The sequence below is a fragment of the Myroides sp. JBRI-B21084 genome, from assembly GCF_030545015.1.
Classification (GTDB): domain Bacteria; phylum Bacteroidota; class Bacteroidia; order Flavobacteriales; family Flavobacteriaceae; genus Flavobacterium.
The window spans coordinates 805,834-820,230 of the sequence record NZ_CP120653.1; the positions used below are offsets into that span (position 1 = coordinate 805,834).

The 14,397-nt window shown below is 31.9% G+C and carries 14 protein-coding genes; 9 read left to right on the forward strand and 5 right to left on the reverse strand.

The window, feature by feature from the left end; all coding sequences use genetic code 11:
• The first annotated feature begins 168 nt into the window (after positions 1-168).
• The 5 genes from P3875_RS03940 to P3875_RS03960 all read left to right on the forward strand — a co-directional run bounded on the left by P3875_RS03940 (position 169) and on the right by P3875_RS03960 (position 5,010).
• Positions 169-1,053 (forward strand): energy transducer TonB, encoded by an 885-nt coding sequence (locus P3875_RS03940; protein ID WP_303444967.1) that lies wholly within the window; start codon positions 169-171, stop codon positions 1,051-1,053.
• A gap of 175 nt (positions 1,054-1,228) precedes the next feature.
• Complete coding sequence (locus P3875_RS03945) at positions 1,229-2,119, forward strand: PstS family phosphate ABC transporter substrate-binding protein (protein ID WP_303444968.1); 891 nt, start codon at positions 1,229-1,231, stop codon at positions 2,117-2,119.
• Positions 2,120-2,146: 27 nt separating this feature from the next.
• A complete protein-coding gene (locus P3875_RS03950; RefSeq protein WP_303444969.1) occupies positions 2,147-3,796 on the forward strand; it encodes a hypothetical protein in 1,650 nt (549 codons plus the stop codon).
• A 173-nt stretch (positions 3,797-3,969) separates the two neighbouring features.
• Entirely contained in the window at positions 3,970-4,587 is a 618-nt protein-coding gene (locus P3875_RS03955) for a 7-carboxy-7-deazaguanine synthase QueE (protein ID WP_303444970.1), read from the forward strand.
• 27 nt (positions 4,588-4,614) lie between these two features.
• The gene (locus tag P3875_RS03960) at positions 4,615-5,010 is read left to right on the forward strand and encodes a DUF2059 domain-containing protein (protein ID WP_303444971.1); all 396 of its coding nucleotides are present in this window, start codon (positions 4,615-4,617) and stop codon (positions 5,008-5,010) included.
• Positions 5,011-5,072: 62 nt separating this feature from the next.
• On the opposite strand, the gene P3875_RS03965 is transcribed toward P3875_RS03960, so the two are convergent.
• Positions 5,073-5,783, reverse strand: coding sequence for a class I SAM-dependent methyltransferase (locus P3875_RS03965; RefSeq protein WP_303444972.1), 711 nt, complete (start codon positions 5,781-5,783; stop codon positions 5,073-5,075).
• A gap of 37 nt (positions 5,784-5,820) precedes the next feature.
• On the opposite strand from P3875_RS03965, the gene P3875_RS03970 reads away from it, so the two are divergent.
• Positions 5,821-6,315 (forward strand): YkgJ family cysteine cluster protein, encoded by a 495-nt coding sequence (locus P3875_RS03970; protein ID WP_303444973.1) that lies wholly within the window; start codon positions 5,821-5,823, stop codon positions 6,313-6,315.
• Positions 6,316-6,327: 12 nt separating this feature from the next.
• On the opposite strand, the gene P3875_RS03975 is transcribed toward P3875_RS03970, so the two are convergent.
• Positions 6,328-6,543: a hypothetical protein gene (locus P3875_RS03975; RefSeq protein ID WP_303444974.1), complete on the reverse strand. Its 216-nt coding sequence runs from the start codon at positions 6,541-6,543 to the stop codon at positions 6,328-6,330.
• Positions 6,544-6,621: 78 nt separating this feature from the next.
• Positions 6,622-7,860, reverse strand: a complete 1,239-nt coding sequence (locus tag P3875_RS03980; protein ID WP_303444975.1) for an exo-beta-N-acetylmuramidase NamZ family protein — start codon at positions 7,858-7,860, stop codon at positions 6,622-6,624.
• Between the two features lie 4 nt (positions 7,861-7,864).
• Between P3875_RS03980 and P3875_RS03985 the strand changes: the two genes are divergently transcribed.
• On the forward strand, positions 7,865-9,103 hold the full coding sequence (locus P3875_RS03985) for an ABC transporter permease (protein ID WP_303445417.1): 1,239 nt from the start codon (positions 7,865-7,867) through the stop codon (positions 9,101-9,103).
• A 104-nt stretch (positions 9,104-9,207) separates the two neighbouring features.
• On the opposite strand, the gene P3875_RS03990 is transcribed toward P3875_RS03985, so the two are convergent.
• Positions 9,208-10,317, reverse strand: a complete 1,110-nt coding sequence (locus tag P3875_RS03990; RefSeq protein WP_303444976.1) for an inorganic phosphate transporter — start codon at positions 10,315-10,317, stop codon at positions 9,208-9,210.
• A gap of 20 nt (positions 10,318-10,337) precedes the next feature.
• On the reverse strand, positions 10,338-10,982 hold the full coding sequence (locus P3875_RS03995) for a DUF47 domain-containing protein (RefSeq protein WP_303444977.1): 645 nt from the start codon (positions 10,980-10,982) through the stop codon (positions 10,338-10,340).
• 153 nt (positions 10,983-11,135) lie between these two features.
• On the opposite strand from P3875_RS03995, the gene P3875_RS04000 reads away from it, so the two are divergent.
• Complete coding sequence (locus tag P3875_RS04000; RefSeq protein WP_303444979.1) at positions 11,136-12,779, forward strand: acyl-CoA carboxylase subunit beta; 1,644 nt, start codon at positions 11,136-11,138, stop codon at positions 12,777-12,779.
• A gap of 112 nt (positions 12,780-12,891) precedes the next feature.
• Entirely contained in the window at positions 12,892-14,286 is a 1,395-nt protein-coding gene (locus P3875_RS04005) for a DHA2 family efflux MFS transporter permease subunit (RefSeq protein WP_303444980.1), read from the forward strand.
• The last annotated feature ends 111 nt before the right edge of the window (positions 14,287-14,397 follow it).

Genomic DNA, 14,397 nt, shown 5'->3' on the forward strand with positions numbered 1-14,397 from the left:
GTTTTTTAGAATTATAAATATAAGACAAGATTAATTTCTTGTCTTTTTTTTTGTTTTATACAATATTCTTTATAAAACAGCGTTATTGTATAAATAGTGGTTTGTTAATTTGTTAAAACTTTAAATGTATGGTATGATAATTACTCTTAACTTATAAAATATTTAATTATGAACAATTTAAATCTATTAGGAAAAGAGTGGACCAATATTGTGTTTGAAAACCGCAATAAATTATACGGTGCTTATAAATTACGCCAAGAAAGTGGTCAAAATACATTTATTGCACTGGCAATTGGTTTGGCATTAATTAGCTTTGGTTTTGGTAGCAGTTATTTATACGCTTCAACTAAAAATACTACTACAATAACATCTAAACCTGAACCAACACCTGAAAAAGTAGTTTTGGTTGAGACTAATTTAGTTGAAAAAATGAAACCTAAAGTAGAAAAACCTTTAGGAACTGCTAATGTTGATAAAAAAGCTGTAGCAACAAAAGCCGATGTAATGGATAATAAAAAGCTAACAGATATTACAATTGATAAAGACCAAAACGTAAAAACAAACGATTTAACAGCACAAAATGAATTTAATGATAGAACAAATTCAAGTACCGTAAATGTAAATGCATCGGCAAACGGTAGTTTAAATACAAATGGTACAAAACCCGGAACACAAACTACCACAAGCAATAACAATACAGGAAATGGCGCTATTAATGGTAGTAACACCTTAAAGCCTAACGAAATTGTACGCTTAGTGCAAAAAAAAGCTGCTCCGGCAGAAGGTTTTAATAAATTTTACGAATTATTTATTCGTAAGTTTTCAAAAAATCCTAGTCAAACCCAATTGTCTGAAGTGGTAATAAAATTGCGTTTTGTTGTTGAAAAAGACGGTTCGTTTACAGATATACAAATTGTAGAAGATCAATTAGGAATGGGGCAAGAAGCAGTACGTGTTTTAAAAGCTATGCCTAAATGGCAACCTGCAGAGCATAACGGGAATACAGTACGTTCAATGTTTACATTGCCTATAAAAATAAAAATAAACAATTAAAAATAAATCTTGCTTCGGCAAGATTTTTACGTTTATGTTGCAATTTATGCAGTATTTAAGATGTAATAAACCCGCAAATTTGGTAGATATAATTTTTGTTTGTTAAAAATGCAAAATTTGTAAAGTTTATTAAAAAAAAAATTAGTAGATTTAGCAATCAATTAAAGTTAAAAAAATGAAGCATTTATTTTTGGGCGTTTTAGGCTTGGTTTTCCTTATATCTTGTAAGCAAGATAAAAAGGTGATTGAACCAAAAGTTAGCGAAGCTTATAACCAAGGAGATACCCAAATGTATGTAGAATCAACGGTGTATCCTTTAATTGAAGAATTAAACCAGGTGTTTAAAAGTTATTACAGCAATGCAAATATTGAATTAAAAATGCTTGCACAAAATAATATTTTAGATGCAATTTATAACGATTCAGCTCGATTGGCAGTTGTTCCAAAATCGTTTACAGAAGAAGAATTAGCTGTTTTTAAAGGAAAAGTGGTGCCTAAAATTACACCAATTGCTAAAGATGCGGTGTTGTTTATCACTCAAAAAGGCAGTAACGATACGTTGATGAATTATGATGATGTGGTAGCTGTTTTTAAAGGAACCAAAACATCAGATAAAATATTTGTATTTCATGATGTAAATTCAAGTATTGTAAATTCAATTATGAACGATGCAAAAGTAAAAACCGTAAGTAAAAATGTATATTATGCAAAAACAGTTGATGAAATTGTATCTTACATTAACAAAAATACAAACGCAATAGGTGTAGTAGGTTTAAATTGGATGGTTAATCCTAGCGAAAACATCAAACAAAACAGTAGTAAATTACGCTCTATGTTGGTGTATAATAATGCACTAAAAAAGCATGTATTACCATCGCAAAGTAACATTGCCGATAATACTTATCCGTTAATAAGAACTATAAATATAATTGATACACAAGGAAAAACTGGTTTAGGAACTGGTTTTGCAAGTTTTGCAGCCTCGGATAAAGGGCAGCGTATTATATTAAAATCTGGGCTAATGCCAATAAAATTACCCAAACGAGAAATAAACATAGTAGAATAATCTAGATTTTTCAATACCTTAGTAATTATGAATAAAAAAATTACCCTAAGTTTAGCTTTATTATCTTTCATTTTTAGTGCAAACGCACAAACCGATACCGACATTGATACCGCTATTAAGTACGGTCGTTACGATGTTGCTAAGAAAGAACTTTATAAGTTGGTACGCACACAACCCAACCAAGGAAGAAATTTTTATCGTTTAGGGGTAATTCATTTAAACGAAAACAATAAAGATTCTGCAAGTTTTTACTTTAAACAAGGTTTAAGAGCTGTAAAAGATGCCGATGTAAACAACATTGGAATTGCTAAAATTGGCTTGTTAGAACAAAAAGATAAAGAAGCAAAATCAAAATTTAATGCTGCAACATTAAATTTAGGAATAAATGATTACGAAACCTATTTAGTAATTGCAAACGCCTATACATTTGCTCCAAAGCCCGATTTTAAAGCCGCTTTAGATTATGTAAACTTGGCACTACTTGTTAATAAAGATACTCCTGAGCCGCATATTGCACGTGGTGATATTTATTTTGCAGAAAAACAATTTGTAGATGCACGCCGTGTATATTATGCTACATCAAAAATGTTTCCAAATAGCTTTTTGCCAAAAATGAAGTTAGCCGACGTTTTTCGTGCGGGTAACGAATTTGAAGATGCAATTAAAGTATACGATACTATTGTAAGTAAAGACCCTAATTTTATTGATGTATATAAACAATTAGGTTTAACTTATGCTGATTATGCACGTTTTAAAGACGATAGAAGTTTGCTAGACAAAGGTGTTGAAAGTTACTTTAAATACCATGGAATGATTGGCGAAAGTTTAGATGCCGATAACGAATTAGCAGGTTACTTAATTAAAAATAAAGACTATAAATCCTTAGGTGATTTAGTTAGAACTAAATGGTACACACGTGGTGATAACTTTTTAATGTACCGTTACCGTGCAATTGCCGATTTTCAAAATGGTAAATTCTTAGACGCTAAAGAAAACATTAACATGTATTTTGAAGTGCAAGATAAAAAAGATCAATTATTACCTATTGATTATTTATACAAAGGCTTGTCTGAATTAGAAGCATCACGTAACGAAGACGGTACTTTTAACGAAGGAGTTTATAAAAATTCAATCGATGAAATGGCTAAAGCCGTTAAAGAAAATCCAAAATTAGGAGTAGCTTTACACGATTTAGGGGTAGATTTATTTAAAGATGGACATTACGAACAAGCTTATTTTGTTTTTGATTTAGCATCAACCGACGAAAAATCGCCATATTATGTGTATGATATGTATTATAAAGGAAATGCATTGTACATGGCAAGTGATAAACCTATGTTTAACGATCAATTAGATAAAGCAAAGTCAAATTTAGATAGTTCATTACGTAAAACACCTACTTTTGAAGCTTATTTAATTAGTGCACGTGTAAATCGTAACTTAAATACTCCAACATCGTTAGCACAAATGGAAAAAGATTACGAAGGCTTTATTAATTTATTAACTCAAAAAGGCCGTGCAAACGATGCTGCTTTTAAAGATGCACTTATTGAAGCTTATACAATGATTGGTAATTACAATTTGTCAATTAATAAATCAAAAGCAACAAGCGCGTTTCAAAAAGTAGTGCAGTTAGATTCTAGTAACGAATATGCTAAAAAGCATGCACAAAAATAATAAACCGTAAATTATGAAAACCGTCTCAACTACATGAGGCGGTTTTTTTGTTTTATTAAATTTGGGTTTAGAATTAAAATTGTGATATTAAGAACACAAAGAGTCAGTTAATTTGATTGTTTTTTTACAAACAAAATCAAGTCAACTATTGTATCTTTGCAAAAAAAAAAAGAATGACAATACCTAAGCCAATAGTTGACAAATTACCTTTAATGGAAGCATTTTATACCATTCAAGGTGAAGGTTTTTATACAGGGCATGCCGCTTATTTTATACGTTTAGCTGGATGTGATGTTGGCTGTCATTGGTGCGATGTAAAAGAAAGTTGGGATGAAAACATACATCCTAAGGTTTTGATTGCTGATATTGTTGCAAATGCAAAATTACACGGCAATTTAGCTGTTATTACAGGTGGTGAACCTTTAATGTGGAATTTAAACGAACTTACTGCGCAATTAAAAACAAACGGTATTCAAACAAATATTGAAACCTCTGGTGCCTATGAATTAACAGGTAATTGGGATTGGATTTGTTTATCGCCCAAAAAAACCAAATTACCTACACAAAGTGTTTATAATGCTGCAAATGAATTGAAATGTATTATTTACAACCATAACGATTTTATTTTTGCAGAAGAACAAGCCGCTAAAGTAAATAAAAATGCAAAGTTGTATTTGCAAGTAGAGTGGGGTAAAAAAGATGAAATGTTACCATTTTTAATTGAATATGTGAAAAATAATCCAAAATGGGCTATTTCAACACAAACGCATAAATATTTAGATATTCCTTAAAATAGTATATATTTACCTAAAAAAAATATGAAAAAAATAGTTGTATTACTTATGCTATTTGTAAGTGTAAGTGGTTTTGCACAAGCCAATAAAGCCGATGTTATAAGGCTAGTTGAACTTTCTGGTGAAGTGAATGAATTTTATAATATGACCGATGAAATTGCAAAACAATTATCGGTAGCAAATCGTGAAAGTTTTAAAAAGGATATGGAGCCTTTAATCGCGAAGCAAAAAAATAAATTAATTACGTATTATTCGCAAAATTTATCGCAAAATGAAGTGTTAAACCTAATTGCTTTTTACCAAACACCTTTAGCAAAAAAATTTACAATGGTAAAAAATAATTATTCGGTTGTTTTAAGTAATAAATCAGAAGCATTTAAAGCCGAAATTCAGGGTATAATTATGAAATATATGATGTAAAAAGAGAAGCTTTTGCTTCTCTTTTTTTATTTAATTGTTGGTATTGTTTTTTTTTTTAGAATTTACTTTGTAATTCTAGCTAAGTAATCAAAATTTTCACCTTCAAGAATTAATTCACATTTTAAATTTTGTGCCAAACAAGCGTTTTGTAACGTGTTAAAATCTAAATACAGCCAATTAAAAGGTTCTTCTTTTTCACCTTTGTAACTTATATTAAAAATCAATTCACCATAATAATCATGATAAAGCGGAATCCATTTACCGCCATCTTCATCTTCATCAAACATATAAATCAAATCAGAACTATCAATTAAAATTTGTCCTTTTTCTGTTAGTAAATCTTTTAGTTTAGTTAAGTATTGATCAATATTTTTTAATCTTCCAAAAATACCAGTTCCGTTCATTAACAATAAAATAGTATCGTATTTTAGGGTAGAATCTATTTCTAAAATATCGGTTTTAATGGCGTTATTTACACCGCGAATTTTACAGGTTTCAATGGCGTTAGCCGATACATCAATAGCAGTAACATTTAAACCTATTTCTTGCAAATACAACGCATGACTGCCTGCACCACAACCAACATCTAAAATGTTTCCTTTTGCAAGTTTTAAAGCTTTTTGTTCCAGATTGGGCATTTCTTTATAAGAACGAAAAAGGTAAGCAACATCCATTTCATCGGCCTCGCTAATGTTGGTTTCTGTAATTAAATTTTCAGGTTGGTTGTTTTGGATATAATCCAACATGGCTTTGCCAAAAAGATCTTTAAACATAGATTGATTATTTGTAATTTTGCATTTTAAAATTGCAATGGAACAGTATTTAAAACAATTGCCAAAGTTAGCAAAAGATAAGCATACCGAAAACAAGAAGTATTTTGATAAACTAAAGAAAAAAACACCCAAAGATTTAGATTACAAAATGCAACAGATACATGATGATGTTTTTAGAAAAACCGACTGTTTAAAGTGTGCAAATTGCTGTAAAACAACAGGACCCTTGTTTACTTTAGCCGATATTGAGCGTATTGCAAAACATTTGCGCCAAAAGCCACAACAGTTTATAAACCAGTATTTACGAATTGATGAGGATAACGATTATGTGCTGCAAAGTGTTCCGTGTACGTTTTTAGATCATGAAAATTATTGTATGATTTACGATGTGCGACCAAAAGCGTGCAGAGAATTTCCGCATACCGATAGGAAAAAGTTTCAACAAATTAGCGATCTTACTTTAAAAAATGTGGCTATTTGTCCAGCTGCTTTTGCTGTTGTTGAAGAAATGAAAAAGAAAATGCCTTTGTAAAAAGGCATTTTTTTATATAAAACTGTGTTCGTTTTCTAAATAGTTTTTAAGAAAAGCCTGTGCTTCTTCTTCGGTACTAAAAGTGTCAATTACATATTCTACAAGTTTTAAAATAAAATCTTTAAAACGTTCAAATAGATCAACCACCCTATCAAAAATACGTAAAAACCATTCGTAAATAGATTGAAAACGATCAATAATAGCTATTATAGCGTTTGTAGTATTCATAACAAATCCTTTTTTTAACTTTTAACCAAATATAATAAAAAACTTACAATTGGTAGGGTTTCTAATGATAAATTGAAGTTAAATATCGTTGTATAAAAGATACTTTTTACGTATGTTATTAAATTGTTCTAAATCTTCTTTCCATGTTTCTCTGATTTCTTTTTCGGTTAAACCTTTTTCAATTTGTTTTTGTAATTTATTGGTTCCAGAAAGTTTAATAAAAAAGTTATTAAAGAAATTTTCTTTATTATCGGAGTTTTTAAATGCTTTTAAAAGCCATTCTAAAGATAAGCCGTCAATAGTTTTATTAGTTGATAAATCTTCGCCAAAGCATTTTACACCGTTGTGCATAGGACTTTTAGCTCCTTGGTTAGGTTTTGGCGTAAAAGTAAAATCCATATTCTTTAAAAAAGGCGATCCGTAAATTTGAAATTGTTTTTCGGTACCACGCCCCACACTTACGTTGGTTCCTTCAAAAAAGCATAAGCTGGTGTACAGATTAATAGCTGTATCGTTTGGTAAATTTGGCGATGGTTTTACAGGTAAAGAATAGTGCATGTTTTTGCTGTAATTTTCGCAAGGAATAATGGTCAATTTTGCTTGAACTCCATTCTGTAACCATTTTTCGCCGTTAATCATCTGTGCATATTCGCCAATGGTCATTCCGTGCAAAACAGGAATTGGGTGCATGCCTACAAAACTTTTGTTTTTCATTTCTAGAACAGGTCCGTCAACCGTTGCACCTTTCGGATTTGGTCGATCCAAAACAATCAACGGAATATTATTTTCGGCACAAGCTACCATTAAATAGTGTAAAGACGAAATATAGGTGTAAAATCGCGCGCCTACATCCTGCAAATCAAAAATCATCACATCAATTCCTGCAAGTTGTTCTTTTGTCGGCTTTTTGTTGTTTCCGTACAACGAAATAATCGGCAAACCGGTTTTGGTATCTTTTCCATCTTTAATCAGCTCACCGGCATCGGCAGTTCCGCGAAAACCATGTTCGGGAGCATATATTTTTTTTAGGTTGATTTTGTTTTCGATTAAAAAATCTACCAAGTGAATGGTGTCAAACTTCACAGCTTTAGTACAACCAACGCTAGGGTCAGGTGCAGCGTTATATATATTTTTTTCGATTACAATTCCTGTTTGATTCGTTAAAACCCCAACATTTTTGTCTTTCAATAAGGGTAAATACTTTTCATATTGATTAGCGCCTGTTTGAATTTGGGCCGTACTTATTAAACTTAGGCACGTAAAAACTATTACAAAGCAAAATAAAAATGTATTTTTGAAGGGAATTATATATTTCATAGGTTTGAATGTATCTTATTTTATAGCTAAACGTTTAGCAACTTCTAAAAAGTATAAAAATAGTGTTTCTGCGCCAATAATAAAAATTGCAATTGCGGCAGTAGCCATTAGTGTGGTAATGATGTTGGTTTCGGTAGCTACAGGTCTGGGCTTACAACAAAAAATACGCGATAAAATTACATCGTTTAACGGGCATATTGTGGTTTCAAATTTCGATAACAATCAATCCGAAATTACGTTAGAACCAATTTCAACCAAGCAAAATTTCTATCCAAATTTTACCGAAGTACCCGAAGTTACAGCGGTGCATCCGTTTGCAACCAAAGCAGGTGTTGTGCGAACCGAAAAAGCTTTTGAAGGAATTGTTTTTAAGGGGGTTGATAAAAATTATCAGTGGAATTACTTAAGCGATTACTTGGTTAAAGGAAAGTTGCCTAAATATGAAACCGAAAGTATAACTAACGAGGTGTTGATTTCTAGTTTTTTAGCTAATAGGTTAGAACTTAAAGTAGGGGATAAACTACCAACTTATTTTTTAAGAAATCAAGAAGCTGAAATTCCTAACATACGTTCGTTTGTAATTTCGGGTATTTATGATTCAGGCTTTCCGCAGTTTGATGAAACCTTTGTAATTGGCGATTTAAAGCATGTACAACGCTTAAATAAGTGGAATAAAGACCAAGTTGGTGGTTTTGAAATGTTTATAAACGATTTTACTAAGATTGATGCAGTTGCAGAGGATGTATACAGTCGTATTCCTTCAACTTTAAACAGTGAACCTATTACCAAGAAATACTTTAATATTTTTGATTGGTTAAAACTTTTTGATTTTAATATTTATATTATTGTAGGTTTAATGATTTTGGTTGCTGTAATTAACATGGTGGTTGCCTTGTTAGTTTTAATTTTAGAACGTACCCAAATGATTGGAGTTTTAAAGGCATTAGGTACAAGTAACTGGAGTATTCGTAAGATATTTGTTTATAACGCTACTTATATCGTTTTTATAGGTTTGTTAATAGGAAACGCAATTGGTTTAGGTTTATTGCTTTTGCAAAAGCAATTAGGAATAGTTACTTTAGATCCAACACAATATTATGTTAAAGAGGCGCCGGTTTATATTTCGGTATTTTACATACTGTTGATAAATGTTGTTTTAGTAGTGATTAGTTATTTAATAATGTTGCTACCATCAGCACTAATTACAAAAATTAGTCCTGTCAAATCAATCAAATTTCAATAGATAGTAATCAAATGAATATATATTTATAAATAGATTAAAATAATAAACAACAAAAAAGTCGCTTAAAACAAGCGACTTTTAATTTATATAAATACTTTAAATTCTTAAATGAATAAATGAACTAAGTGATAAACGCCCATAGCAACTAATGCAGATACAGGTATTGTTAAAATCCAAGCCCAAAGTAATGAAATGGTTACACCCCAACGTACAGCAGATACCCTTTTTGTAATACCAACCCCAATAATAGAACCGGTAATAGTGTGTGTTGTTGATACAGGTATTCCCATGTGTTCTGTTATATATAAGGCAACAGCACCTGCTGTTTCTGCAGCAACCCCTTCTAATGGAGTAACTTTTGTAATTTTAGAACCCATTGTTTTAACGATCTTCCAACCGCCACTCATAGTTCCTAAACCAATGAATACGAATGAAGCCAATGGAACCCACCCCCAATGAGATACAAAATATTTAAAACGATCGGCGTTTTCAATAGCTGCATAAGGGTTCATATCGTCTGGTAATCCCATGTGGAAACTAATAACAGCCGCACCAATAATACCCATAACTTTTTGAGCATCGTTACCACCGTGACCTAAACTAAATAAAGCCGATGATACCAACTGTAAGCGTTTAAACCATTTTTCGGCACGATGTGGTTGTGCTTTGCGGCAAATCCACATAATAGCAACAGTTATAAAGTAGGCCAAAACCATACCTAAAAATGGTGCTCCAAAAATAAATAAGAAAATAGGAACAACTTTTGCGTAAACAATTACATCTTCACCGTTTATGTTAATGCCACCTGCATGCGCAATTGCCGCACCCATAAAACCACCAATTAAAGTGTGTGATGATGATGATGGAATACCCAATTTCCAAGTAGCTAAGTTCCAAAGAATAGCAGCAATTAAACCAGCAAAAATAACTTCTAAAGTAATAAACTGCTCGTTTACCGATTTGGCTATGGTGTTACCAATTTTAAATTCGCCTATAACATATAACGATATAAAATAAGCTGCAAAGTTAAAAACAGCTGCCCATAAAACTGCCTGAAAAGGTGTTAAAACTCGTGTAGTTACAATGGTAGCAATAGAGTTTGCAGCATCGTGAAAACCGTTAATGTAGTCAAAACCTAAAGCTAAAACAATAATAACAAGTAAAAGCCAGGCGCCGCTTACATCAAGGTTTGATAGTAAGTCAAATAATTCCATAATGGTTTATATATAAAAAATTATGAATATTTAACTGTAATGGTTTCTAAAACGTTTGCAACACGTCTACAGCTATCTGTAGCCGATTCTAAAGCATCCATTACTTCTTTATATTTAATAATTTCAATAACGTTTGTTTCGTTTTCAAAAATATCTGCAACGGCTTTATCAAAAACTTTATCTGCTTTACGTTCTAGGCGTAAAATTACTTTACAACCTTCGGTAATTGCTTTAAGGTTTTTCATATCTTTTATGTAGTAAATACATTTAGCAACTTCGTTACAAGCTTCTAAATTTGCTTCTGTAAGTTTACGTAAAGGTTTCGTAACTTTATCAATGTGATAAAAACGCATACGCGAAGCAGCATCGCTTAAATTATCGGCAACTTCATCAACTGCTGTCATTAAGCTGTTAATATCCTCTCTGTCAAACGGTGTAATAAAATTTCTTTCTAATTCTAAACGAGTAGTTTGTACAATTTGTTCTATTTCCGATTTTAAAACTTCTACTTCCTTAAGTAGTTTTTCTCTTTCGTTTGCAGGTAAATTTACTGCTTCATTTAATGTTTCTGATAATAATTTAATTTTATTAGCAGCTTCTTCAAACAAAGGGTAAAACTTTTTATCCTTTGGTACTAAAAATTGAAAGATTGAATTTAAAGACATAGTGTATAATATTAATTTTTTTCGTTTGCAAAAGTATTACTCTAATGTTAACTTAATATTAAGTTTACGTATTTATTTTATTTTTTTTAAAATCGACTTTTTTTTAATCAGCCGAAAGTTTGTATTTTAGCGCTATTCATAAACTTAATAAAAATGGATTTAAACTTCAATAAAAACGAAGATCACAATAAATTACTGGTTTCAGAATTAAGACAAAAATTTGCCAAAGTTGCTTTAGGCGGTGGCGAAAAGCGTATAGCAAAGTTACACGAGCAAGGTAAATTAACTGCTCGTGAGCGTATTGATTATTTGTTTGATAAAGATTCAAAGTCAATTGAAATAGGAGCTTTTGTGGGCGATGGTATGTATAAAGAACATGGTGGTTGCCCATCTGGTGGGGTTGTTGTTAAAATTGGTTATGTAAATGGTAAACAAGTTATTGTTGTTGCTAATGATGCTACAGTTAAAGCTGGTGCTTGGTTTCCTATTACAGGGAAAAAGAATTTACGCGCACAAGAAATTGCTATTGAAAACCGCTTGCCTATAATTTATTTAGTGGATTCGGCAGGAGTTTATTTACCAATGCAAGATGAAATTTTTCCTGATAAAGAAAATTTTGGTCGAATTTTTCGTAACAACGCCATCATGTCATCAATGGGTATTACGCAAATAGCAGCTGTAATGGGTAGTTGTGTTGCCGGTGGTGCATATTTACCAATTATGAGCGATGAGGCTTTAATTGTTGATAAAACTGGGTCAATTTTCTTAGCAGGCTCTTATTTGGTAAAAGCAGCAATTGGTGAAAGTATTGATAACGAAACGTTGGGTGGTGCTACTACTCATACCGAAATATCTGGTGTTACCGATTATAAATCAAAAGACGATAAAGATTGTTTAGATACCATTCGCAACATTGTTGGAAAAATGGGTGATTATGATAAAGCTGGTTTTAACAGAATTGATGCTAAAAAGCCCGCATTAGATCAAAATGAAATTTACGGAATTTTACCAAAATCTCGTGCAGAGCAATACGATACTATGGAAATTATTAAACGTTTGGTTGATGATTCTGAATTTGATGAATACAAAGCAGGATACGGACAAACCATAATTACTGGTTATGCACGTATTGATGGTTGGGCAGTTGGTATTGTTGCTAATCAGCGTAAAGTTGTGAAAACAACAGGTGCCAAAACCAAACCAAGCGAAATGCAGTTTGGCGGTGTTATTTATTCCGATTCGGCCGATAAAGCTACACGTTTTATAGCAAATTGTAATCAAAAGAAAATTCCTTTGGTTTTCTTGCAAGATGTTACCGGTTTTATGGTAGGGTCAAAATCTGAACACGGCGGTATCATTAAAGATGGTGCTAAAATGGTAAATGCTGTTTCTAATTCGGTTGTGCCAAAATTTACAGTAATTATGGGTAATTCTTACGGTGCAGGTAATTATGCAATGTGCGGAAAAGCATATGATCCACGTTTCTTTTTAGCTTGGCCAAGTGCCGAATTAGCAGTAATGGGTGGTGCACAAGCAGCTAAAGTTTTGTTGCAAATTGAAGCTTCATCACTAAAAGCGAAAGGCGAGGAGTTAACCCCTGAAAAAGAAGCAGAATTGTTTGATAAAATTAAAGCAAAATACGATGCGCAAGTTTCGCCATATTATGCTGCCGCACGTTTATGGACCGATGCAATTATTGATCCGTTAGATACGCGTAAATGGATTTCAATGGGTATTGAGGCTGCTAACCATGCACCAATTGAAAAACAATTTAATTTAGGCGTTATTCAAGTGTAATAGTTTGTTTATAGTTTAATAGGTTAAAGTCTACTTTTTTAGTAGACTTTTTTTTAATCAATTGCTTTTTAAATACGAACAAGATTCTTGTGCTTAAAATCGAATAAAATTCATGTTAAAAGAACAATCATCGCCTTACGAAAAATACCTGCCAATGGTGGCTGCGGTTGCAATGTTTATGCAGTCGTTAGACGGAACCATACTTAATACATCATTGCCAAGTATTGCTGCAGCTATGCGTTATTCGCCCTTAGAAATGCAATCGGTTATTGTAAGTTATGCTTTAACCTTGGCTTTGTTTATACCGCTTTCGGGTTGGCTTTCTGATAAATTTGGAACCCGAAAAATGTTTTTATTAGCAGTGTTTGTTTTTACATTAGGTTCGTTTTTTTGCGCCATTTCGGTAAATCTACTCACCTTAAATTTATCTCGAATACTTCAGGCAATTGGTGGTTCAATGATGGTGCCCATAGCGCGTTTAGCTATTTTGTACCAATATCCTCGTAACAAATTACTAAAAATTATGAATTACATAACCATTCCAGGTTTGTTGGGGTTGGTTGTTGGACCAAGTTTAGGTGGTTATTTATCAGATTATTTTGCATGGCAATGGATTTTTTTAGTGAACCTTCCTGTTGGTTTTTTGGGTATGTTTTTGGCATATAAAATCATGCCGAATTTTAAAAATACAGTTGGCAAATTTGATGTATTGGGATTGCTTTATTTTAGTGGCGCTTTGGTTTTAATAACTTTTGCGTTAGAGGTTAGCAGTGTAGGTTTTAATCATTATCTTTTGGTTTTAGGACTTTTTTTTATTGCGTGTGTACTTTTTGTGTTGTACTACAAACATTTTAAATCTACTAAGTATTCCATTATCAATTTAAACCTTTTTAAAATTAGAACATTACGCATAGGCTTAATAGGTAGTTTAATAACGCGTTTTGGTATAAGCGGTTTGCCTTTTTTATTGCCTTTAATGATGCAGGTTGGTTTTGGGTTTTCGGCATCAAAAGCGGGGTTCATGTTACTGCCATCGGCTTTAACAACTATTGCCATTAAACCTTGGATTGTGCCGTTAGTGAAAAGGTTTGGTTATCGAAATATTTTAATAAGTAATACCTTGTTTTTAGCCGTAATTATTTTTGTTTTTAGTTTTATGGAAAAAGATACACCGCTTATTTATTATATTTTTTTAATGATTGCCTACGGTGCTTTTACATCGGTACAAATGACCGCAATGAACACCATTACTTTGGCCGATTTAACCGATAAACAAGCCAGTGGGGGCAATAGTTTGCTAACCATTATGCAACAATTATCTATTAGTTTTGGTATTTCTATTGCAGCTTTAATTTTGGCTTTTTATAAAGATAAAATGCATTTTTACCAAGGAGATTTGATTACTGCGTTTCATTTAACCTTAATTTCGTTAGCAGTTTTAACAGCTTTTTCTAGTTTAACGTTTACAAAATTAAAAAGCAACGATGGTGAAAAGTTGTCGGGGTAATTAAAAGAAGTGTGATTTTTTTTTTAAAGTTGAAAATGTTAAATAACCACCTTAAAATAAAATGATTATAAAACAAAAACTCAACATTCCGTTGAGCTTTTGAATATACAT

Bases quoted from the DNA above. Each gene is read 5' to 3' on its own strand.
- P3875_RS03940 (WP_303444967.1), top strand. From the start codon at position 169: ATGAACAATTTAAATCTATTAGGAAAAGAGTGGACCAATATTGTGTTT.
- P3875_RS03945 (WP_303444968.1), top strand. From the start codon at position 1,229: ATGAAGCATTTATTTTTGGGCGTTTTAGGCTTGGTTTTCCTTATATCT.
- P3875_RS03950 (WP_303444969.1), top strand. From the start codon at position 2,147: ATGAATAAAAAAATTACCCTAAGTTTAGCTTTATTATCTTTCATTTTT.
- P3875_RS03955 (WP_303444970.1), top strand. From the start codon at position 3,970: ATGACAATACCTAAGCCAATAGTTGACAAATTACCTTTAATGGAAGCA.
- P3875_RS03960 (WP_303444971.1), top strand. From the start codon at position 4,615: ATGAAAAAAATAGTTGTATTACTTATGCTATTTGTAAGTGTAAGTGGT.
- P3875_RS03965 (WP_303444972.1), bottom strand. From the start codon at position 5,783: ATGTTTAAAGATCTTTTTGGCAAAGCCATGTTGGATTATATCCAAAAC.
- P3875_RS03970 (WP_303444973.1), top strand. From the start codon at position 5,821: ATGGAACAGTATTTAAAACAATTGCCAAAGTTAGCAAAAGATAAGCAT.
- P3875_RS03975 (WP_303444974.1), bottom strand. From the start codon at position 6,543: ATGAATACTACAAACGCTATAATAGCTATTATTGATCGTTTTCAATCT.
- P3875_RS03980 (WP_303444975.1), bottom strand. From the start codon at position 7,860: ATGAAATATATAATTCCCTTCAAAAATACATTTTTATTTTGCTTTGTA.
- P3875_RS03990 (WP_303444976.1), bottom strand. From the start codon at position 10,317: ATGGAATTATTTGACTTACTATCAAACCTTGATGTAAGCGGCGCCTGG.
- P3875_RS03995 (WP_303444977.1), bottom strand. From the start codon at position 10,982: ATGTCTTTAAATTCAATCTTTCAATTTTTAGTACCAAAGGATAAAAAG.
- P3875_RS04000 (WP_303444979.1), top strand. From the start codon at position 11,136: ATGGATTTAAACTTCAATAAAAACGAAGATCACAATAAATTACTGGTT.
- P3875_RS04005 (WP_303444980.1), top strand. From the start codon at position 12,892: ATGTTAAAAGAACAATCATCGCCTTACGAAAAATACCTGCCAATGGTG.